At 68.6% G+C, this 20,576-nt stretch carries 14 protein-coding genes; 7 read left to right on the top strand and 7 right to left on the bottom strand.

Annotated features, from left to right (window positions below; all coding sequences use genetic code 11):
* The first annotated feature begins 1 nt into the window (after nt 1).
* From AC07VS_RS19410 to AC07VS_RS19390, 5 genes are all read left to right on the top strand, one after another.
* Nucleotides 2-1,798 carry a chorismate-binding protein gene (locus AC07VS_RS19410; protein ID WP_494751774.1) on the top strand — a complete coding sequence of 599 codons (1,797 nt, stop codon included), beginning with the start codon at nt 2-4 and terminating at the stop codon, nt 1,796-1,798.
* A 217-nt stretch (nt 1,799-2,015) separates the two neighbouring features.
* On the top strand, nt 2,016-3,815 hold the full coding sequence (locus AC07VS_RS19405; RefSeq protein ID WP_494656784.1) for a PAS domain-containing sensor histidine kinase: 1,800 nt from the start codon (nt 2,016-2,018) through the stop codon (nt 3,813-3,815).
* Nucleotides 3,812-4,420 carry an ANTAR domain-containing response regulator gene (locus tag AC07VS_RS19400; protein ID WP_492348292.1) on the top strand — a complete coding sequence of 203 codons (609 nt, stop codon included), beginning with the start codon at nt 3,812-3,814 and terminating at the stop codon, nt 4,418-4,420. Before AC07VS_RS19405 ends, AC07VS_RS19400 begins: the two co-directional genes overlap by 4 nt.
* Before the next feature lie 314 nt (nt 4,421-4,734).
* Complete coding sequence (locus tag AC07VS_RS19395; RefSeq protein ID WP_494751750.1) at nt 4,735-6,282, top strand: methyl-accepting chemotaxis protein; 1,548 nt, start codon at nt 4,735-4,737, stop codon at nt 6,280-6,282.
* Entirely contained in the window at nt 6,279-8,834 is a 2,556-nt protein-coding gene (locus AC07VS_RS19390; RefSeq protein ID WP_492348294.1) for a putative bifunctional diguanylate cyclase/phosphodiesterase, read from the top strand. The genes AC07VS_RS19395 and AC07VS_RS19390 overlap by 4 nt, the downstream gene beginning before the upstream one ends.
* A 49-nt stretch (nt 8,835-8,883) precedes the next feature.
* Here the strand turns inward: AC07VS_RS19390 and AC07VS_RS19385 are convergent, their stop codons facing one another.
* Both AC07VS_RS19385 and AC07VS_RS19380 read right to left on the bottom strand, forming a co-directional pair.
* Nucleotides 8,884-9,492: a response regulator transcription factor gene (locus AC07VS_RS19385; protein WP_492348295.1), complete on the bottom strand. Its 609-nt coding sequence runs from the start codon at nt 9,490-9,492 to the stop codon at nt 8,884-8,886.
* A complete protein-coding gene (locus tag AC07VS_RS19380) occupies nt 9,489-11,699 on the bottom strand; it encodes a PAS domain S-box protein (protein WP_494751749.1) in 2,211 nt (736 codons plus the stop codon). The genes AC07VS_RS19385 and AC07VS_RS19380 overlap by 4 nt, the downstream gene beginning before the upstream one ends.
* A gap of 179 nt (nt 11,700-11,878) precedes the next feature.
* Between AC07VS_RS19380 and AC07VS_RS19375 the strand changes: the two genes are divergently transcribed.
* On the top strand, nt 11,879-13,249 hold the full coding sequence (locus AC07VS_RS19375) for an MFS transporter (RefSeq protein ID WP_494751748.1): 1,371 nt from the start codon (nt 11,879-11,881) through the stop codon (nt 13,247-13,249).
* 1 nt (nt 13,250) lies between these two features.
* Here AC07VS_RS19375 and panB read toward each other — a convergent pair whose 3' ends face one another.
* From panB to AC07VS_RS19350, 5 genes are all read right to left on the bottom strand, one after another.
* Nucleotides 13,251-14,129 carry a 3-methyl-2-oxobutanoate hydroxymethyltransferase gene (gene panB / locus AC07VS_RS19370; RefSeq protein WP_494751747.1) on the bottom strand — a complete coding sequence of 293 codons (879 nt, stop codon included), beginning with the start codon at nt 14,127-14,129 and terminating at the stop codon, nt 13,251-13,253.
* Nucleotides 14,130-14,155: 26 nt separating this feature from the next.
* Nucleotides 14,156-15,739 carry an L-aspartate oxidase gene (nadB, locus tag AC07VS_RS19365; RefSeq protein ID WP_494751746.1) on the bottom strand — a complete coding sequence of 528 codons (1,584 nt, stop codon included), beginning with the start codon at nt 15,737-15,739 and terminating at the stop codon, nt 14,156-14,158.
* A 42-nt stretch (nt 15,740-15,781) separates the two neighbouring features.
* Entirely contained in the window at nt 15,782-16,651 is an 870-nt protein-coding gene (locus tag AC07VS_RS19360) for a segregation and condensation protein A (RefSeq protein ID WP_492348300.1), read from the bottom strand.
* Between the two features lie 61 nt (nt 16,652-16,712).
* On the bottom strand, nt 16,713-16,916 hold the full coding sequence (locus AC07VS_RS19355; RefSeq protein ID WP_492348301.1) for a DUF3460 family protein: 204 nt from the start codon (nt 16,914-16,916) through the stop codon (nt 16,713-16,715).
* Nucleotides 16,917-16,965: 49 nt separating this feature from the next.
* Complete coding sequence (locus AC07VS_RS19350; protein WP_494751745.1) at nt 16,966-18,648, bottom strand: SulP family inorganic anion transporter; 1,683 nt, start codon at nt 18,646-18,648, stop codon at nt 16,966-16,968.
* Nucleotides 18,649-18,738: 90 nt separating this feature from the next.
* Between AC07VS_RS19350 and AC07VS_RS19345 the strand changes: the two genes are divergently transcribed.
* Nucleotides 18,739-20,565, top strand: a complete 1,827-nt coding sequence (locus tag AC07VS_RS19345; RefSeq protein WP_494751744.1) for a 7TM-DISM domain-containing protein — start codon at nt 18,739-18,741, stop codon at nt 20,563-20,565.
* Nucleotides 20,566-20,576 lie beyond the last annotated feature (11 nt).

The raw sequence follows: 20,576 nt of genomic DNA, 5'->3' as shown, positions 1-20,576 counted from the left end.
CATGGGGGCGGTGCGCGTCCTGCTCGACTTTGCCGACCCGCACGACCCGGTTGGCCCGCGCACCCGTCACGCCTTCGCCCATCCCCTGCAGGTGCTGCAGGCCCGTGAGCTGAGCGACGTGGCCCCGGTGCTGCTGGCCGCCGAGGCCGCGGCCCAGGCCGGCCGCTGGGTGGTGGGCTACCTGCGCTACGAGGCCGCTCCGGCCTTTGATGCGGCACTGCAGGTGCACGCCGCGCAGGCCGCACACGCTGCGCAGGTGGGGCCGCTGGCCTGGTTTGCCGTGTTCGACCAGCCGCGGACCTGGCCCGCACCCGACGAGGGCGAGGCCCTGCCAGCCCGCGTCGATTGGCAGCCCCTGGATCAGGCCGCCGATTTTCAGCACCCCTTTGCCTGCCTGCAGCAGCAGATCGCCGCGGGCGATTTTTACCAGGTCAACCTCACGGCGCAGCGCCAGGGGCAGTTGGTGGACACCGAGCCGGATCTGCGCATCACCGAAGGCGAGGCGGGGCGTGCCCTGTTCGATGCCTTGCAACGTGCCCAGCCCGGCGGTTATGCGGCGCTGATCCAGACCGGTGAAGAGCAATGGCTGTCGGTGTCGCCCGAACTGTTTTTTGACTGGCGCGAGGGCCAGTTGCTCACCCGCCCCATGAAAGGCACCGCCCCACGTGGCGCCACCCCGGCGGAAGACGCGGCCCGGCGCCAGGCCCTGCTCGACAGCGCCAAGGAGCAGGCCGAAAACGTGATGATCGTCGACTTGCTGCGCAACGACCTGTCGCGCCTGGCCGACCCCTTTGGCGTCAGTGTGCCGCGCCTGTTCCAGGTGGAGGCCTTGCCCTCGGTGTGGCAGATGACCTCGGACGTGCAGGCCCGCACCCGGCCCGGCACGCGCCTGTTGGACGTGTTCACCGCCTTGTTCCCTTGCGGCTCGGTCACCGGTGCGCCCAAGGTGCAGGCCATGAAAGCCATCCAGGCGCTGGAGGCCGGGCCCCGTGAGGTGTATTGCGGCGCGATCGGCGTGTTGCGCCCCGGTGGGGCCGCCACCTTCAACGTGCCCATCCGCACCGTGGGCCTGCAGGGGCGCGAGGCCCGCTGCGGCGTCGGCAGCGGCATCACCGCGACCGCCGAGGCTGCGGGCGAATGGCGCGAGTGGCAACACAAGCAAGGCTTTCTGGAGCGCGCCAGCCAGCCCTTCGAGATTCTGGAAACCCTGCGCCTGCAGGACGGCGCCCTGTGCCACGGCCAACTGCACCTGGCCCGCATGGCCCGCGCCGCCCAGCACTTCAATGTGCGCTGGGACGAAGCCCATGTGCACAAGGTGCTGGCCCAGGTGGTGCGCCGCCAACCCCAGGGCCGCTGGCGCCTGCGCCTGCTGCTCGATGCCCAGGGCCTGGCCCATGCCGAAGCCTTTGCCCTGGAGGATTCGCCCGCCCAGGTCACCCTGCGCCTGGCCCCCCAGGCCTTTGGCGAGGCCTTCAGCGAATTCACCCGCTACAAGACCACCCGCCGCGCCCACTACGACGCCATGGCCCCGGCCCAGCCCGGTGTCTTCGACACCCTGTTGTGGAACGAGCGTGGCGAGCTCACCGAGTGCACCCGCGGCAACGTGGCCCTGCTGCTGGACGGCCAGTGGCTGACGCCCGCGCTGCACTGCGGCCTGCTCGATGGCGTGGGCCGCCAAGCTGCGCTGCAGGAGGGCTGGCTGAGCGAGGGCGTGGTGCACGTGAGCGAGCTGCCCCGGGTGCAGGCGCTGGCCTTTGTCAACAGCCTGCGAGGGGTGATTCCGGCGCGGCTGGGCTGAGCATGGGCGGCCCGCTTATGCGGGTGCAGGTCTGTTGAGCCGATCGACCGGCCTTTTGACCGGTTGCCCTGTGGCGCTTGCAGGTGCCCGGCAGGCCAGGGCGCCGCGTCACCTGATGGACTCATCTCAATTCGAAGGGGGGGCGCCATCATTCACAATTGGTAACAGCGGCCTTGCCCTGGACGGGTTCAGGGCGGCGATGTTCCGGAATGAAACCATGCAACACCAAGAAGCGAGTCAGTCGGCGGTCCTCGGGATGGGCCCGGGCCAGGCCGTCGAAGCGGTTTCCATGCCTTGGCAGCAGGCGCTGGAGGCCGCGGGCGATGGCGTGTGGGAGTGGGATGTGCCCAACGACCGCCTGCACTATTGCGGTCGCCTGGCGGCCCTGCTGGGCCACCTGCCAGCGACGCTGGGCAGCACCGAGGCGGATGCCGGGCATTTGCAGCATCCGGACGACCGAGCGGAGGTGCGCAGGCGCCTGGACTTGCACTTGTCAGCGCGATGGCCTGTGTATGTTGCCGAATACCGCATGCGTTGTGCGGATGGTTCGTACCTGTGGATTCTGGCCCGCGGCCAGGTGACGGAACGGGGGGCTGATGGGCGGGCGCTGCGCATGGTCGGAACCCATGCAGACACCACCTTGCGCAAGCTGCGCGAACAGGAGTTGCGCGGTTTCAGCAAAGAGTTGACCGATACCAGCATGGGGTTTCCTGATCGCATGGTGGAGGTGGATATTCAAGGGCGCCTGGTCGATTCGGCCGGATGGCCCGAGGTGACCGGAACGGATCAGCCGGCCTGTCCGGCAGGGCTGGAGGTGGATCTGCCCCTGCTGCGGCGAGCGCTGCAGGCGGCGGCGCAAACCGGCACTTCCTGTGGGCACCGCCACCCGGTGGACGGGCTGGCAGGGCACCGTTGGCAGGAGGTCTCGGTCTACCGGCGCCACCGTCTCTGCGAGGGGCAGCAGCGATTTCTGGTCGTCATCCGCGATGTCACGCGGCAAAAGGCCCTGGAAGACGAGTTGCGCATTGTCGGCAAGGTGTTCGAGAGTCAGCAGGCCATGGTACTGATCGACACCACGCACACCGTGGTGCGGGTCAATCAAGCCCTGTGTGACTTGTTGGGGTACGAACGCCAGGCCCTGATGGGCCGCAAGGCCTGGGACATCCTGCAGGGCAGCAGTCTGACGCCATCCGATCAATCGGGTTTTTGGACTGCCTTGCAGGCCCGCGGCGAGTTTGACGAAGAAATCACCTTCGTGCGGGGCAATGGCGAGTTGGTCACGCTCTGGTATTCGATCACCCTGGTGCAGGACGAAGAGGGTGCTGTGACCCATTACGCGGGCTTGGTGTCCGACGTGACCGAGCGCCGCCGCCGCCGGGAAGAGCAGTTGGCCAAGAACCTGGCCCAACGCCATGCCCTGGTCCGGGAGGTGCATCACCGCATCAAGAACAACCTGCAGGGCATCGTGGGCATCCTGCGCGCCTTCGGCTATCAGCACCCCGACACACTGGAGGCCATCAACCATGCGGTGACCCAGGTCCAGAGTGTGGCGGTGATCCATGGCCTGCAGGGGCGATCCACACTGGAGCAGGTGCGCCTGTGCGAACTCACTTCTTCGATCGCCCTGGGCGTGGGGGCCTTGTTCCAGACCGAGATCGGGATCGACATTCCCACGCCCTGGCAGCCTTGCCTGCTCGCGGCGTCCGAGGCCGTGCCGGTGGCCCTGATCCTCAATGAACTGATGTTGAATGCCGTCAAGCACCGGCGTGATCCGCAGAGCCGGGTGCAGGTCAGTCTGTGCAAGGGAGAGTCCGAGGATCAGGTTCAGATGTCGATTTTCAACGCCGGCTCCTGGCAGCCGGTGGCCGGTGACGAGCACGTTGGGCTGGGCCTGGTCGAGATGCTGATGCCTCGCGCGGGGGCCCGCCTGTCTCACAGCCAATCGCCTCTGGGGGTGAACACCCTGCTGGTGCTGGGGGCGCCGGTCATTTCGCTGCTGCCTGGAGCGTATTCATGAGCCCCGCGGAGCTGGCCTGGGGCCAGGTGCACCTGTTGATGATTGATGACGATCGGCTGATCCTGTCGACGGTGTCGCAGGGCTTGACGCAGGCGGGCTACCGAGTGAGCACGGCCGAGTCAGTGGCCCAGGCCGAAGAGCTGTTGTCGGCCGGGCAGCGCCCGCACCTGGTGTTGCTGGATCTGCACCTGCCGGATGACGAAGGCCTGAGCCTGGCGGACAGCCTGCGCGATCTCGACAACCTGCCCTTTGTGGTCTTCAGTGCCTACAGCGATGCCCGCACCGTCGAGCGTGCCACCAGCGCCGGGGCGCTGGGCTACCTGGTCAAACCTCTGGACGTGCCTCAGATGGTGCCCGCCATCAAGGCGGCGTTGATGCGCTCGCACGAACTCCGGGACTTGCGCAGCACCGGCGCTCAGTTGCAGACCGCGCTGGATCTGGAGCGTGACATCAGCGTGGCGGTCGGCATCACCATGGTCGAGCACCGCTTGAGCCGTGACCTGGCTTTCAAGCGCCTGCGGGCCACTGCGCGTTCCCAGCGTCGCAAATTGGCCGAGGTGGCGGCGGAATTGATCCGCTCTTTCGAAGTGATTCACCAAATCTGAGGGTTCACTTCTGTTCATTTTTGGTTATTTGTAATAACATGTTAATGGAGTGGTGACCTTGATGCATGTCACTGTTTCGTTTTGAGGCCAAGAACCCGCCTCGTTGATCCGTCGCCGTGACCCTGTTGAGGCGCGGCGGTGAAACGACTCTTTCATTCGAGAGATGGGGTGTTCATGGGCTTTCTTTCAATCACCTGCGCCGCGCGTGGCCTGGCGCATGGCGCGGACCCGGCCTTGAGGTTGGGGGCGGGCAAGGGCATGGGGCGGTACCGGCTCGACAGGGTTCGGCCGGGCTGCGGCGGCCGGGGGCCCCGATGAAGCTCAACCTGCCGGTGACCCAGAGGGAATTTGATTTCCCGGCTTCCGAGACGCTGTTGTCCACCACCGATGTCGACAGCCACATCACCTACGGCAACGCCGCCTTTGTGCGTGCCAGCGGCTACACCCCTGATGAACTGCGACAGCAGCCCCACAACCTGGTGCGGCACCCGGACATGCCTCCCGAGGCGTTCGCAGACATGTGGCGCAGTCTGCGCTCCGGTCGTTCGTGGTCTGGCCTGGTGAAGAACCGGCGCAAGGACGGCGATCACTACTGGGTGCGGGCCAATGCGGCCCCCATGAGGCGCCGCGGCGTGCTGACCGGCTACCTGTCGGTGCGCACCCGGCCCGGGCGCGCGGAGGTCGAGGCGGCCGAACGTCTTTATTCGCGGTTCCGGGCAGGCGAGGCCAAGGGTTGGCGCTTCCACCGGGGTCTGGTGGTGCGCACCGGGCTGCTGGCCTGGCTCGGGGTCCTGCAACTGCTGCCAACCCGGTGGCGCCTTGGGTTGCCGATGGCGCTGCTCGGCCTCAGCCTGCTCGCCACCATGGCTGCGGCCGGGCTGGACGGGCGCCAGCAATGGCAACTGATCCCGCCCATGCTGGCGGCCTTGCTGCTGGTCTGGGGGTTTCTGCAGTTTCAGCTGGTCTCCCCTTTGGGCCGAATCCAGGCCCTGGCCGAACAGGTGGCTCAGGGCGAGGTGGCTCAGGACCTGGGCCTGCAGCGCTGCGACTCGGTTGGGGTGATTGCCCGCTCCATCCATCAGGCTGGCCTGAATCTCCACTCGCTGATGTCCGACGTTCAGGAGCAGGTGGCGGGCCTGCAGCGCGCCAGTGAACAGGTGGCTGCGTCCAACACCGAACTGGCCCACCGCACCGAGCAGGCCGCCAGTGCGCTGGAGCAGACCTCGGCGGCCATGGCGCAGCAGACCCAGGCTGTGCAGCAGAACCACCGGGCCGCCAGCGATGCCGGCGACGTGGTTGCGCTGGCCACCCAGGCCGCCCTCAGCGGCGGACAGGCGGTGGATGACATCGTCGCCACCATGGGCCTGATTTCGGAGTCCAGCCGCCGCATTGCCGACATCATCGGAGTGATCGACGGCATTGCCTTCCAGACCAATCTGCTCGCACTGAATGCCGCCGTCGAGGCGGCGCGAGCCGGCGAGCATGGGCGGGGCTTTGCGGTCGTCGCCTCGGAGGTGCGTGTGCTGGCCCGGCGCTCGGCCGAGGCGGCACGAGAGATCAAGAAGCTCATTGACGATTCGGTGCACAAGGTCGACAGCGGTGCCGCCCTGGTCTCCGTGGCCGGACAGACCATGTCCGACGTGGTGAGCCAGGTCGATCGCGTCCAGGCCCTGATGGGCGCCATCGGCCAGGCTTCGCGAACCCAGGCAACGGGCATTCTGCAAGTCGGACAGGCCATGGCGGAGCTGGATCGCATGACACAACAGAACGCCCAGATGGTGTCGCAAAGCCGGGCCGCCGCATCGGCCATGGGCGAGCAGGTGGCCAGGCTGACGGCGGCGGTGCAGGTCTTCGCCCCGTGAACACACCTGACGTGGCGCACCATCTCGGCGATTGGCGGGCCGACCTGGCGGAAGGGCACGACCATCCTGTGCAGCGCGTGCTGGGCTTTGCCCTGCTGTTGCTGGCCCTGCCGCTGGCGCTCCGGTTGCTGCAGCCCGAGCCGATCTGGCCTCTGTCGGAGGCCCAGTGGCTGTGGGCTCGCAGTGCCATGGGCCTGGTGTCGGTGGTGGTGGCCTTGCTCGTGTTCGTCACGGGCTATCGCGCGATCCTGTCGGCCCGCAAAGGGGCGGTGGTCACCCTGGGCCTGGCGTTTCTGGCCGTCGCGATGCTGGAGTTCAGTCTCCTGATGGTCTTGCCGGGCATGCCCGCCATCGGCCCTGCGCAGACCGTGCAGAGAACCATGCTGCTGTCCATGGCGGCCCGTTGGGTGGCCGCACTGGCCTTGCTGCTGTTTGTGTCCTTGCCGGTGTTGCCGCAATACAGCCTGAAGGCCAAACGCCTGGCGGTGGCCGGGGTGGCGCTCTTGAGCATCGGCCTGGCGGCCTGGTGCATTGCCCAGCCTGGCGACTGGCCCGTCCTGTTCGAGCCTGAGTGGGGCCTGACACCCCTCAAGGTGGGCTTGGAGTGGGGGGTGATCGGCCTCCACGTGGCCTCGGCGGTGGTGTTGTGGCGCCGCCGGGCCTCGCTGGTCACGGAGTGCGTGATGGCCCTGGCATTTGCCGTGTCCTTGTCCGCCTTGGCCGCGCTGCTGGGGACCTTGCAGAACGACGCGAATCGGAGCTGGATTGTCCTGAGCAGTCAGGCTTACAAATTGGCCGGGTACCTGTTTCTTTTCCACGCCACCTTCCATGAGGCCTTGCGCCGGCCTCTGGAGCGCATGGCGGTGCAAGGCCTGCGCGAGAGCCTGGTGCTCAACGTGGCCCCGGACGGTGTGCTGTGGATCAGCGAGACAGGTTGCATCCTGATGGCGAACCCTGCCATGGCCCAGATGTCGGGCTACGAGGCCTCGGCATTGATCGGGCAGAACGTCGACATCTTTCTGCCTCCGGAGCTGCGGGCACGCCATGCGCAATCGATGCGTGCCTTTTTTCAGCAAAGCGATGCCCGGGCCATGGGGCAGATCGAGCTCAAACTGCGCCGGGCCGACGGCGTGATGGTGCCGGTGGACATCTCGCTGGGTCACTGGAAAGACGAGCAGCAACAGCATGCCATCGCCTATGTGCGCGATCTGCGTGAGCGCAAGGGCTTTGAAGACTCCTTGCGGCACCGGGCCACCCATGATCAGCTCACCGACCTGCCCAACCGCTGGTTGTTCAATCTGCAACTCGAGCAGGCGCTGGCCCACGGCCGGCGCACGGGGCATCGGGTAGCGGTGCTGTTCCTCGATCTGGACGATTTCAAGACCGTCAACGACACCTTTGGCCATGGTCCAGGGGATGAGCTGCTGATTCAGGTCAGCCAGCGCCTGCGCCAGGCGGTGCGTGAAAGTGACCTGCTGGCGCGCCTGGGGGGCGACGAGTTCGCCCTGCTGTTGCCGGACGTGGGCGAGGTGGCAGAAGCCACCCAGGTGGCGGCCAAACTGTTGTCGGTGCTGGACGAGCCCTTCGTGGTGAATGGCCATGATGTGCTCTCGGGAAGCAGCCTGGGCATCGCTTTCTTCCCTGACGACGCGCAGGACAGCGAAGGCCTCATGCGCTGCGCCGACATGGCCATGTACCAGGCCAAGCGATCGGGCCGGGGCGCCCAGGCCTGCTATTCGGCACACCTCCATCTGGGGGCGCACGAGAACCTGCAGATGCACCTTCGCCTCAAGGAGGCGATCGGCCGTGGCCGCCTGGCCTTGCACTACCAGCCCCAGGTCGACCTGCGCAGCGGTGACATCGTGGGCGCCGAAGCCCTGCTTCGCTGGCATGACGAACTGCTGGGCGAGGTGTCTCCGGCACGCTTCATTCCGGTGGCCGAGTCAACCGGCCTGATCCTGCCCCTGTCCGACTGGGTGCTGGTCACCGCCTGCCAGCAGATCGCCGACTGGGCCCGGCAGGGCATGGCTTTGCGCGTGGCCGTCAATCTGTCGGCGCACCAGTTCCGGCAGGGCCAACTGCCGGAACGCGTGCGCGCAGCGCTGGCCTCGTCCGGGGCGCCAGCCCACCTGCTGGAGATCGAGATCACCGAATCGGTGGCCATGATGCACCCGGCCCTGGCGCGGGAGCAGCTGGAGGCCCTGGTCGGGATGGGGTGCAGCGTGGCGCTCGATGACTTCGGTACCGGCTACTCGTCCATGGCCTACCTGAAGGCCCTGCCGGTGTCGACGATCAAGATCGACCGGGGGTTCATCCAGGACATTCCCCACGACCAGAGCGATGCGCAGATCTCGCGCTCGATCATCGCTCTGGCTCATGGCCTTGGCCTGTCGGTGGTGGCCGAGGGCGTGGAGACAGAAGCCCAACGCAGCTTCCTGGCCAGCCATGGTTGCGAGGTCTACCAGGGCTGGCTGTTTGCCCGGGCCATGCCTGCCGCTGAGTTCGGCGTCTTCTATCGCAACGCCACCGGGCGCCAGCCGGCCGTGCCTTGACGCGGCGCGCGAGCGGGGCGGGCCAGAGCGCGACCCCTGCGCCATGCGTTTAGCCGCCCCCCACCAACCACCCCTGCCGCGTCAACCACCGCCCCAGCTCGTTGTCATTGCCCAGGCCCAGCTTGGCGAACAGGTGGGCGCGGTGGGTTTCCACCGAGCGGGGGCTGCAGGGCGGCTCGAGCTGGCGCGCGATCTCCTTGTTGGCCCAGCCCAGGCCGACCAGGCGGGCCACCTCGCGTTCGCGCTGGGTCAGGCTGTCCCATTGCTGCAGGGCCCGGGCGCGGGCCTGGGCTTCGGCCAGGGCCGCAGGCAGGCGCTCCAGCAGGCGGGCGGTGTCGGGTTTGACCACCCAGTCGAAGGCGCCCTGGCGCATGGCCTCGAGCGCGGTGGGAATGTCGCCGTGGCCCGACAGGAACAGCACCACCAGGGGGCTGCGGCGCTGGCGCAGTTGCTCCAGCACGGCCATGCCGCTCAGGCCGCCCATGCGCAAGTCCAGGATCACGCAACCGGTCTGGCCTGGGGCCAAGGCCTGCAGGAAGGCCTCGCCCGATTCAAAGCCCTGCACCGGCAGGCCCTGGGCAAACAGCAGCAGCAGCAGCGAGCGGCGCACGGCCTCGTCGTCATCAACCAGGAACAGGGTGGGGGTGGTGGGGCTCATGGGGTGGCGGGGGCCGAAGCTGGCTGGGGTGTCACGGGCATCGGGGGCATCAGGGGCAGGGTGAAGAAAAAGACGGCGCCGGGTTGGCTGTCGTGGCGCTCGCGCACACCCAACTGGCCGCCATGGGCTTCCACCAGGGTGCGGCAGATGTTCAGGCCGAGCCCCAGGCCATCGGCCTTGGTGCTGAAAAAGGGGTTGAACACCTGTTCTCGCAGGGCTGTCGAGACGCCCGGGCCGTGGTCGGCCACGCACAGTTCGAGCTGCTCGCCCTGCACGCTGGCGCTCAGTTCGATGGCCCGTCGCGCGGCCGGCAGGTGCTCGGTGGCCTGCAGGGCGTTCTGCAGCAGGTTGATCAGCAGTTGCTCCAGCAGCAGGCGGTCGCCGCGCACGGGGGGCAGGGCGGCCAGCGCATGGCGGTCCAGCCGCAGTGGGGCGGCGGCCAGTTCGGCCTGCAACAAGCCCTGCACGCGCTCCACCACCTGGGCCAGCTGACAGGCCTGGTGTTGGCCACCCTGGGGCCGGATCAGGCCGCGCACGCGCTGCACGATCTCGCCGGCGCGGCGTGCCTGGGCCACGATGTCGCCCAGCGCTGATTGCAGCAGTTCGGGGGGGCCCTGGCGGGCCAGGGCCTGGGCGGCCAGGGCAAAGTTCGTCAAGGCCGTCAGTGGCTGGTTCAGCTCGTGGGCCAGGGTGGAGGCCATTTCGCCCAGGCTGGCCAGGCGGGCGCTGCGTTGCAGCTGCAAGGCCTGCTCGCGCTGGCGCTGTTCGGCCTGGCGCTGGGCGGTGATGTCCACCACCGAGCTCATCCAGCCCTGGTGCTGGCCCTCCGCGTCGATCAACGGGGCGGTGTAGACCATGGTGATCACGTCATGCCCGTCGCGGTGGCGGATGCGCGACTCGAAGCCCTGGGGCGCGGCGCGGCCCTGCAAGGTGGCCTCGCTGTCGCGCTGGTGGCGGTCCATCTCGTCGGGGTGCCAGTACGGGTAGGGCGGCAGGCAGTCCAGCAGTTCGTCGGCACGGTAGCCCACCATGTCGCACAGGGCGGGGTTGACGTAGATGATGCGGCCCTCTCGGTTGCGCGCCCGCATGCCCACCAGCAGCGAGTCTTCCATGGCCTTGCGAAAGGCATGCGCCAGTTGCAGGTCGCGGGTGCGCTCCTGCACACGCAACTCCAGCTCTTGCCGGGCCTGGCGCTGTTCGGCAAAGCGGCGCTCGCGCTGTTGCCAGCCCAGGGCGGCCAGCAGCAGCACCGCAGCGCCCAGCGTGGCCAGGGCCAGGGCCTGGCGTCGGGCCTGGGCCACGTCGGCCAGGTCGGTGCTCACGGTCAGCGTCCAGCCCAGCTCGGGCAAAGGCGTGTCCAGGGCCAGCAGCTCCCGCTGCCGTCCGCCTTGTCGGGTGCGCAGCCGGTACTCCGCCTGATCGGCCGCTCGCTCCAGTCGCCAGGGCAGGGCCGGGTAGGCCAGGGTCTGCGGGGGGCCGTACTGTTCGTGGCGGGCCAACCAGGCCAGATCGTCGGGCGACAGGGGGCGGCTGCTGCGGTACAGCCAATCGGGCTCGGAGCTCAGAAACACAATGCCGCGGCTGTCTTGCAGCAGCACCGGGGCGCTGGCCTTGGCCCAGGCCTGGCTCAGTTCCTCCAGCCCCACCTTGACGGCCACGACGCCTCGCACCACCCCATGCTGGCGCACGGGTTCGGCAATGAACAGGCCTGGCGCCCCGGTGGTCAGACCCACCCCGTAAAAAGTGGTGCGCACCCCCTGGCTGGCCTGTTCGAAATAGGGCCGTTGCCGGTAGGACTGCCCCACAAAGCTGTGAGGCGTGTTCCAGTTGCTGGCGGCCAGGGCCTGGCCGTCCAGGTCCATCACGTACAGCGCGGCCGACTCGGTGCGCCCGCGCAGGTCTTCAAAGTAGCGGTTCACCTGCTGGCGCCGCAGAGGCAGCTCGGGCTGTGCCAGCAAGGCCAGCACCTCGGGATGGCGGGCCGCCGCGTAAGGCAGGTAGTCGTAGCGCTCGGCCACCCCGCGCAGGGCCAGGCTGTAGACCTCGGCGGCCTGGTGCAACTCGGCTGTCTTGGCCTGCAGTTCGCGGCGTTCGGCCCAATGGCCGGCCAGGCCCACGGCGGCGGCCGTGAGCAGGCCCAGGCCCAGCCAGGCCAGCGGGCGCGGGCGGGTCAGGCGCTGCAGCAGGGGCGGGAGTGGGTTGGGCATGGTGGTCGGGGGCGAAGGCCAGGGGCCGTGCTGGGGCTGGTGGGCGTCAACGATAGCGCGAGCGGTGGTGGTCAGCCGCTCGAACGGTGACTTCTGCGTAGTTTTACGCAGAACGGTGCCCCGGCGGGCACGGATGCGCGGCCGGGCGGTGATTTTGACAATGGCGTGAAACCCTTTGCATGGAGACACACCACATGAATGCATCCGCCCGTGGCGCTGCAGCCTCGGCTGCCGCGACCCCCTCAGCCCCCGCTTCGCCATCCGAGCGCATCGAAGCCCGGCGTCTGCGCGCCATCCTGGTCGGCTCGGCCGGCAACCTGGTCGAGTGGTACGACTTCTACACCTACGCCGCTTTCTCGCTGTACTTTGCCAACTCTTTCTTTCCGGCCCAGGATGCGACCGCGCAGATGATGTCCACCGCCGGCATTTTTGCCCTGGGCTTTTTCATCCGGCCGCTGGGCGGCCTGCTGTTCGGCCGCATCGCCGACCGCCGTGGCCGCAAGACCGCGCTGATGGGTTCGGTGCTGCTGATGTGTCTGGGCTCGCTGATCATTGCCTGCGCTCCCACCTATGCGGTGGTGGGCGCCTGGGCGCCCGTGCTGCTGTTGCTGGCGCGGCTGCTGCAGGGCCTCAGCCTGGGGGGTGAATATGGCTCCAGCGCGACCTACCTGTCCGAGATGGCCACCTCCAGGCACCGGGGCTTTTACGCCAGCTTTCAGTACGTGACCCTGATCGGCGGGCAGTTGACGGCACTGCTGGTGTTGCTGGTGTTGCAGCACCTGTTGCTGAGCGATGCCCAGTTGCGCGACTGGGGCTGGCGGATTCCGTTTCTGATCGGTGCCGGCCTGGCCGTGTTGGCCCTGCGCATGCGCAAGGACTTGCACGAAACCGCCTCGTTCGAGGCCAGCCGCAGCCAGGCCAAGCCCCTGAGCGGCCTGCGCCAGTTGGCCCAGCACCCGCGTGAAGTGTTGCTGGTGATCGGCCTGACCATGGGCGGTACCCTGGCGTTCTACGTTTACACCACTTACATGCAGAAGTTTCTGCGTCTGTCCGTGGGCTTGACAGACAGCCAGACCACCGCCGTCTCGGCCGCGTCGCTGGTGTTTGCCATGCTGCTGCAGCCGATCTACGGCGCGCTGTCCGACCGCGTGGGCCGGCGCCCCTTGCTGGTGGGTTTTGCCTTGCTGGGCACGATCTTCACCGTGCCGCTGCTGACCGCCATCCGCCATGCCCAGGGCCCTTGGGAGGCCTTTGGCCTGATCGCCTGCGCCTGGCTGATCGTGTCGGGCTACACCTCGATCAATGCGGTGGTGAAGGCCGAGCTGTTCCCGGCCGCCATCCGAGCCACCGGGGTGGGCGTGCCGTATGCGCTGGCGGTGTCGGTGTTTGGCGGCACGGCCGAGTACGTGGCGCTGTGGTTCAAGCAGGCGGGGCTGGAAAGCGGCTTTTACTGGTATGCCACCGCCGTGATCGCGTGCACCTTGATCGTGTGCTGGTGCATGCGCGATACGCGCAGCACCTCCAGAATCGACGCTGAAAATCCGGCTTGACTCACCAGGCGTGCAGCGCCGGGTCCGGAAAGCTGCCGTCCTTGACCGCACGCACATAGGCCTGCAGGGCGGCCTGCACGCTGCCGGCGCCGTCCATGAAGTTGCGCACGAACTTCGGGTTCTTGCCCAGGTTGATGCCCAGCATGTCGTGCATCACCAGCACCTGGCCCGCGGTGTCGGGGCCGGCGCCGATGCCGATGGTGGCGCAGCGCGTCAGCTCACGGGTCAGCTCGCCGGCCAGGGTGGCCGGCACCATCTCCAGCACCAGCATGCTGGCGCCGGCGGCCTCCAGGGCCCGGGCCTGTTCCTTCAGCAGGGTGGCGCTGTCGCCGCGGCCTTGCACCCGGTAGCCGCCCAGGGCATGCACGGTCTGCGGTGTCAGGCCCAGGTGGGCGCACACGGGGATGCCGCGCTCCACCATGAAGCGCACCGTCTCGGTGGTCCAGCCGCCGCCTTCGAGCTTCACCATGTGGGCGCCGGCCTGCAGCAGGGCCACGGCGCTTTCCAGCGCCTGCTCGCGGCTGCTCTGGTAGCTGCCAAACGGCAGGTCGCCGATGATCCAGGCCGTGCCCTGCACGCGGCGCAGCCCGCGCGCCACGCTTTCGGTGTGGTAACACAGGGTCTCCAGGCTCACGCCCACGGTGCTGGGCAGGCCCTGGCAGACCATGCCCAGGGAGTCGCCCACCAGCAGGCACTCCACCCCGGCCGCATCGGCCATGGCGGCAAACGTGGCGTCGTAGGCCGTGAGCATGGTGATTTTTTCACCCCGGGCGTGCAGCTCGGCCAGGCGCGGCAGGCTCAGCGGCTTGCGGGTGGCCACCGGCGAGGCCGGGGGCAGGGTGCCGTAGGGCGAACTGAGGGGTGTGTCGGTGGCGGTCATGGGGGTCTCCGGGTGCCTGTGGGGTCTCAGACCGCGCCGGGCAGCACAGTGGGCTGCGCCACGGGGTCGGTCTGGGGGTGATCGGTGCTGTAGTGCAGGCCCCGGCTTTCGCGGCGCTGGCGGGCCGAACGCACCATCAGTGCGGCCACGTCACACAGGTTGCGCAGTTCCAGCAAAGCACGGCTGGGGTGTCCCAGGTGCCACAGGCGTGCGCTGGCGGTCTGCAACGGGGCCAAGGCCTGGTCGGCGGCCTGCAGGCTGGCGTCGCTGCGCACAATGCCGACCTGGGCCGACATCAGCTGGCGCAGTTGCTGGCGCAGGGCGGCCGCATCGGCGTCCAGAGCAGGCTCGGGTGCCGGGTTGGCCAGGTCGGGCGGTGCGCTGGGGCGGCTGGCAGGCAGGGGCTCGGCCAGCACCTGGTCGGCCGCCGCGCGCGCAAACACCAGGCATTCGAGCAGCGAGTTGCTGGCCAGCCGGTTGGCGCCATGCAGGCCGGTGCAGGCCACTTCGCCAATCGCCAGCAGGCCCGGCAGATCGGTGCCCCCGGCCAGATCGGTCAACACACCGCCGCAGGTGTAGTGGGCGGCGGGCACCACCGGGATCGGCTGGCGCGTGATGTCGATGCCCAGGGCCAGGCAGCGTGCTGCAATGTTGGGAAAGTGCGCCTGCAAAAAGGCCGGGCTCTGGTGCGAGATGTCCAGTTCGACACAGGGCAGCCCGTGGCGTTTCATCTCGGCGTCGATGGCCCGCGCCACCACGTCGCGTGGGGCCAGTTCGGCACGGCTGTCGTACTCGGGCATGAAGCGCTCGCCGCCGACCGTGGCCGGGCGTTTGAGCAGGCCGCCTTCGCCGCGCACCGCCTCGCTGATCAGAAAGCCCTGGGCTTCGGGGTGGCACAGGCTGGTCGGGTGGAATTGCACAAACTCCAGGTTGGCCACACGGCAGCCGGCACGCCAGGCGGCGGCCATGCCATCGCCGGTGGAGGTGTCGGGGTTGGTGGTGTGCGCAAACACCTGGCCGGCGCCGCCGCTGGCCAGCACGGTGTGCGGGGCCAGCAGGGTGCGCCGCAGGCCGTGCGTCGTGTCCAGCAGGGTCACGCCCAGGCAGCGGCGTGCGGCCCCATCGGCGTTGGGTGGGGCCAGCACCAGATCGATCAGGCTGTGCCCCTCCAGCACCGTGATGCCCGGGGTGCGGCGCACCACGTCCATCAGGGTGCGCTGCACGGCGGCACCGGTGGCATCGGCCACGTGGGCGATGCGGCGGGCACTGTGCCCGCCTTCCCGGGTCAGGTGCAGGGCGCCCTGCTCCTGGGTGAAGGGCACGCCCTGGGCCTGCAGCCAGGCCATGGCGGCAGGCGCACCCTCGACCACGAAGCGCGTGGCGGCCTCGTCGCACAGGCCGGCCCCGGCCACCAGGGTGTCGCGCACATGGTCGTCAAAGCTGTCGTCGGCGGCCAGCACGGCGGCAATGCCGCCCTGGGCCAGGCCACTGGCCCCGGCGTCCAGGGTGGCCTTGCTGATCACCGCCACACGGCGGGTGGGGGCCAGCAGCAGGGCGGCGCAAAGGCCGGCCAGGCCGCTGCCGACGATGAGGGTGTCGAATTCGGTCACGGTGGAGGGGGGGATGAAGGATGGGGCATGGCCCCGGGGCGTTCAGGCCGGGGTGTAGGCCAGGCGCACGTAGATCGGGGCAAAGGCCTCGGCCTGGGTGATCTCGATCAGGGTCTCCTTGGCCAGTTCGAGCAGGGCGATGAAGGTGACCACCAGCACGGTGCTGCCTTTTTCGGGTTCGAACAGGTCTTCGAACTCGACAAAGCGGCGGCCCTGCAGGGCCCGCAACACCTTGCTCATGTACTCGCGCACGCTGAGTTCTTCGCGGGTGATGCGGTGGTGCTGCACCAGGCGCGCGCGTTTGAGGATGTCGCGCCAGGCCTCCTGAAGATCGACCACGTGCACATCGGGAAAGCGCGGTTGCAGGCTTTGCTCGATGTAGACCTGGGCCCGCATGAAGTCGCGGCCGAACTGGGGCAGGGCATTGAGCTTGGCGCCGGCCAGCTTCATCTGCTCGTACTCGAGCAGGCGGCGCACCAGCTCGGCACGCGGGTCTTCGGGCTCCTGCCCTTCGGGCGCCGGCTTGGGCGGCAGCAGCATGCGCGACTTGATCTCGATCAGCATGGCCGCCATCAGCAGGTATTCGGCCGCCAGTTCGAGGTTGCGGGTGCGGATCTCGTCCACATACACCAGGTACTGGCGCGTCACCGCGGCCATCGGGATGTCGAGGATGTTGAAGTTCTGCTTGCGGATCAGGTACAGCAGCAGGTCCAGCGGGCCTTCAAAGGCCTCCAGAAAGACCTCCAGTGCATCGGGCGGGATGTACAGGTCGGTCGGCATGGCGAACAGCGGTTCGCCATACAGGCGGGCCACGGCCACGTGATCGACCACGCTAGGCATCGCCGATCCCTCGGTGGCACCGTCAGGGGCAGGCGGGAGCAGCGCCGTGTCGGCGCCTGGGCTGGGCTTCATGGGTGGGGGTAGGGCAGGCGCGCGCCGGGCGGGGGCCGTTGGGGGGCGCCGGGCCTGGGCCTCAGTGGCCGTTTTGGTAGACGTAGGGCTTCTGCGGCACGCGGGCCTGCTTGAAGCCGGCCTGGCTTTCGCGGTCTTGCTCGCGGTCCCACAGCAGGCCGCGGCCCGCTTGTTGCTGGGCGTCCAGTTCGGGCTTGGCGGCCTTGAGCTGTTCGATGAACTGGGTGGCGTCAGAGGTGTAGTGGGGGCGGGCGAAGATCGACATGTTGCAAGTCCTTTGGGCGCGATTTTACCGGCCCCGGGGCCCGGCTCGTTCAAAGGCCTGGCGAGGGGCCGTTTTGCGCCTGGGCCTCGGCTTGGGCGGCCGCCAGTTCGGCGCTCAGCCCCGAGCGTCGGGCCAGGTCGTGTGGCTGGGGTTGCAGCCCTTCCAGGTGCAGCGTGCCGCCATGCTGGCGCACCACCCGGTGCAACTGGCGCAGGGCATCGACCCCTGTGGAATCCAGGGCGATCAGCTGATGCGCTTCGAGCACCACGCGGGTGCCGGGCGGGGCCAGCTCCACCGCGCTGACCAGCCGGTCGATGCGGTCTACCGCCCCGAAGAACAGCGCGCCATACAGCTGAAAGCGCAATTCCGGCCCCTGGACGGGCACCGGTGCCACGCTGAACAGCGAACTCATGCGCCGGATGAACAGCGCGCAGGCCAGCAGCAGCCCGAATTCAATGGCCACGGTGAGGTCGAACACCACCGTGAGCACAAAGGTGCCCAGCATCACCAGCCGGTAATGGCCGGAGTAGTGCTTGAGATCGGCGAATTCGTGCCATTCGCCCATGTTCCAGGCGACAAACAGCAGGATGCCGGCCAGCACAGGCAGCGGAATCAGCAGCGCCAGCGGCGCCGCCAGCAGCACGATCAGTGCCAGCGTGGCGGCATGCACCAGCCCCGAGACCGGTGAGCTGGCGCCCGAGCGGATGTTGGTCACGGTGCGGGCGATGGTGCCTGTGGCCGGCATGCCGCCGAACAGGGGGGTGACGAAGTTGGCCACGCCCTGGGCCATCAGCTCCTGGTTGGGGTCGTGGCGCGGGGTGTTGCTGATCTGATCGGCCACCCGGGCGCACAGCAGTGACTCGACCGCCCCCAGCAGGGCAATGGTGAGCGTGGGATTGAGCAGGTGCTTGGCGGTTTCCCAGCTGAAATCGGGCAGGGCCAGCTCGGGCAGCCCGGCCGGGATGCTGCCGAAGCGGCTGCCGATGGTCTCGACCTGCAGGCCCAGCACCCAGGCCAGCAGGGTGAGTGTGACCAGGGCCACCACCGGGCCGGGCAAGCGCGAGGTCACGCGCAGTGCGCGGCGCATGCCAGGGATGTCGTCAAGGGAGGCCTGGAATCGGTGCTTGCGCCCCCACAGCCAGGGCCAGGCGAACAGACCCACCACACAGCACAGGCCCAGACCGAAGGCGGCCGGATTGAACGTGCCCCGATGCAGCCACAGGGTTTGCAGTTGTGAAAAGAAATCGGCGGGCATGCGCGGCACCTGCAAGCCCAACCAGTCTTTCATCTGCGACAGTGCGATCAGCACGGCAATGCCGTTGGTGAAGCCCACCACGATGGTCACCGGCACATAGCGCACCAGGGTGCCCAGGCGCAGCAGCCCCATCAGGAACAGCAGCACCCCGGCCAGACTGGTGGAAATCAGCAGGTTGGCCAGGCCGTGGCGTTCGATGATGCCGTACACCACCACGATGAAAGCGCCTGCCGGCCCGCCGATCTGAACGTTGGAGCCCCCCAGCAGCGAGATCAGAAAGCCCGCGATGATGGCGGTCCACAGCCCGGCCTCCGGTTTCATGCCCGAGGCAATCGCAAAGGCCATGGCCAGCGGCAGGGCCACGATGCCCACCGTGAGCCCGGCGCCGGCATCGCGCCAGAAGCGGACGCGGCTGTAATCGCGGCAGGCATCGAGCAGGCGGGGGTGAAAACGGGCAAGGGGTTGAGGCAGGTGCATTGAGGCGGATTCTGGGCCTCGTCGGCGTCGGCGTCCACTTCACCCAGATCGGGGATGTCCCTGTACTTGCAAAATTGTTACATTGTGTATATGAGAACGTTCATCGCATTCTGCGCGGTGCAGATCGGTGCCTGCGTCGTCCGGCGCTGGCCGGGTTGGATGCTGGGCCTGAGCCTGCTGATGGCTTGGCCCCTGCAGGCCCAGACACCGCCGCCGGCCCAGGCCGGACCCTGGAACGGCCTGACCCCGCCCGCCTGGCGCCTGGTCGACCCGGGTGGGGAGCAGACACCGGCCCGTGTGACGAGCCGGTTCGCCGCTGCGGAGGGGGCCGTCGCCCATCCCGGCGAGCGCGCCGCGTTGGGCCCGGCAAGCGCGCACTGGCTCGCCATTGATCTGCCGGCTGTCCAGGCGCCGCGCGAGGTGGTGCTGGAGGTTCCGATGGCCGATGTGCAGCGCCTGGTCTTTCATGCGCCGCTGCCGGACGAGCGGTGGTTCACGGCCGAGGCGGGTGCCTTGCTGCCGGTGGCCCGCTGGCCTCTGGCCCACCTGTCCCCCGCCTTTGCCTGGACAGTTCAGCCCGGGCAGAGCCGGGTCTACCTGAGCCTGGAGGGGCGACGGCCCGCCGAGCTGGCCTGGCGGCTGTGGGACCGTGCGTCCTTCGAGCGATATGCCCAGACCTGGCACCTGCTATGGGGCGCCGCCTTGGGCGGCATGCTGCTGCTGGTGTTGCTGTCGCTGGTTCAGGCTCAGCAATACCGGAATGCCCTGCCCTTGTATTTTGCGGGCGCTTGCCTGGCGCTGGCCGTGGCTGCCGTGGCTCACGGCGGCCTGGGGGCTGAGTACCTCTGGCCCGAAAGAGGGGGCTGGAGCGATCGGGTGTTCGAGGCCTGCCAGTCGCTGGCCCAGGGCTTTGGCCTGTTGTTCATCAGTGGCGTGGCGCGCAGCGCGCTCGCCCCGCGCTGGCGCAGTGCCGGCCTGGTGCTCGGGCTGCTGGGGCCGGTGTTGAGCGTGATGGCCCTGTCGGGTGTGGCCCTGGGCTGGGTGGCCGCAGGCTATGCCGCCCTGGTGTGGCTGGCAGGTGCCGCCATCGCATGGTGCGCCTTGCGGCGCGAGGGCGGTCTGGGCGCCTTGCTGCTGGGGGGCTGGCTGTTGCTCGGGCCTTGGCAATGGGTGGGGGCGATGCGTGGCACGAGCTGGGTCTTGCCCTGGGAGTCGCTGTTGCTGCGCTGGGCGCCCGCGGGGCTGGCTTTGGCACTGGGCCTGCTGGCACTGGCGCTGGCCTGGCGTTGCCGCCAGCAGCACGATCACGGGGTGCAGCGCCAGGCGCTCAAGCGGATTGACTCCTTGACCGGCCTGTCGAGCGAGCACGTGGTGCTGGAGCGGCTGGACCACCTGATTCTTCGCCAGCATCGGCAGCACCGGCTGGGGGCGGTCATGCGCATCCGCATCGCCAATCTGCAGGCGATCTTCCGCGAGGCTGGCGTGCCGGCCCTGGATGCCGCCACCCTGCAGGCCAGCAATTGCATCTCTCAGGTGGTGCGGCGCAGCGGCGACACGCTGGCCCGCCTGGGCAACGGTGATTTCGTGCTGCTGATGGAGGGCGACTTCAAACCGCAAGGGGTGCTGGACCTGGCGCAGATCATCATTGCACGCGGCCTGGCGCAACCGGGCCGCCTGCCCGGCGGGGCCACCTTGCGCTTGCAGGTGACCTGCACGGCGGGGTTTTTTCCGGGCTGCGATGCCCAGGCCCTGTTGCAACGTCTGGGTGGGCTGCTGGACGCCATGAACGCCACCGCCAGTGGGCGCGCCCTGCAACTGTTGCAGCCGGGGCAAGACCCGGCGGTGGAGACCGGGCGAGTGGGCACCGCCCCCGCGCCCCTGAGCTGGAGCGACCAGCTCACCACCTCGCCGCGCTAAAGAAGCCTCGG

Source organism: Curvibacter sp. GW821-FHT01G03, from assembly GCF_059422285.1.
This window is presented reverse-complemented; position numbering and strand designations above follow the sequence as displayed.

Bases quoted from the DNA above. Each gene is read 5' to 3' on its own strand.
- AC07VS_RS19410 (WP_494751774.1), top strand. From the start codon at position 2: ATGGGGGCGGTGCGCGTCCTGCTCGACTTTGCCGACCCGCACGACCCG.
- AC07VS_RS19405 (WP_494656784.1), top strand. From the start codon at position 2,016: ATGCAACACCAAGAAGCGAGTCAGTCGGCGGTCCTCGGGATGGGCCCG.
- AC07VS_RS19400 (WP_492348292.1), top strand. From the start codon at position 3,812: ATGAGCCCCGCGGAGCTGGCCTGGGGCCAGGTGCACCTGTTGATGATT.
- AC07VS_RS19395 (WP_494751750.1), top strand. From the start codon at position 4,735: ATGAAGCTCAACCTGCCGGTGACCCAGAGGGAATTTGATTTCCCGGCT.
- AC07VS_RS19385 (WP_492348295.1), bottom strand. From the start codon at position 9,492: ATGAGCCCCACCACCCCCACCCTGTTCCTGGTTGATGACGACGAGGCC.
- AC07VS_RS19380 (WP_494751749.1), bottom strand. From the start codon at position 11,699: ATGCCCAACCCACTCCCGCCCCTGCTGCAGCGCCTGACCCGCCCGCGC.
- AC07VS_RS19375 (WP_494751748.1), top strand. From the start codon at position 11,879: ATGGAGACACACCACATGAATGCATCCGCCCGTGGCGCTGCAGCCTCG.
- panB (WP_494751747.1), bottom strand. From the start codon at position 14,129: ATGACCGCCACCGACACACCCCTCAGTTCGCCCTACGGCACCCTGCCC.
- AC07VS_RS19360 (WP_492348300.1), bottom strand. From the start codon at position 16,651: ATGAAGCCCAGCCCAGGCGCCGACACGGCGCTGCTCCCGCCTGCCCCT.
- AC07VS_RS19355 (WP_492348301.1), bottom strand. From the start codon at position 16,916: ATGTCGATCTTCGCCCGCCCCCACTACACCTCTGACGCCACCCAGTTC.
- AC07VS_RS19350 (WP_494751745.1), bottom strand. From the start codon at position 18,648: ATGCACCTGCCTCAACCCCTTGCCCGTTTTCACCCCCGCCTGCTCGAT.
- AC07VS_RS19345 (WP_494751744.1), top strand. From the start codon at position 18,739: ATGAGAACGTTCATCGCATTCTGCGCGGTGCAGATCGGTGCCTGCGTC.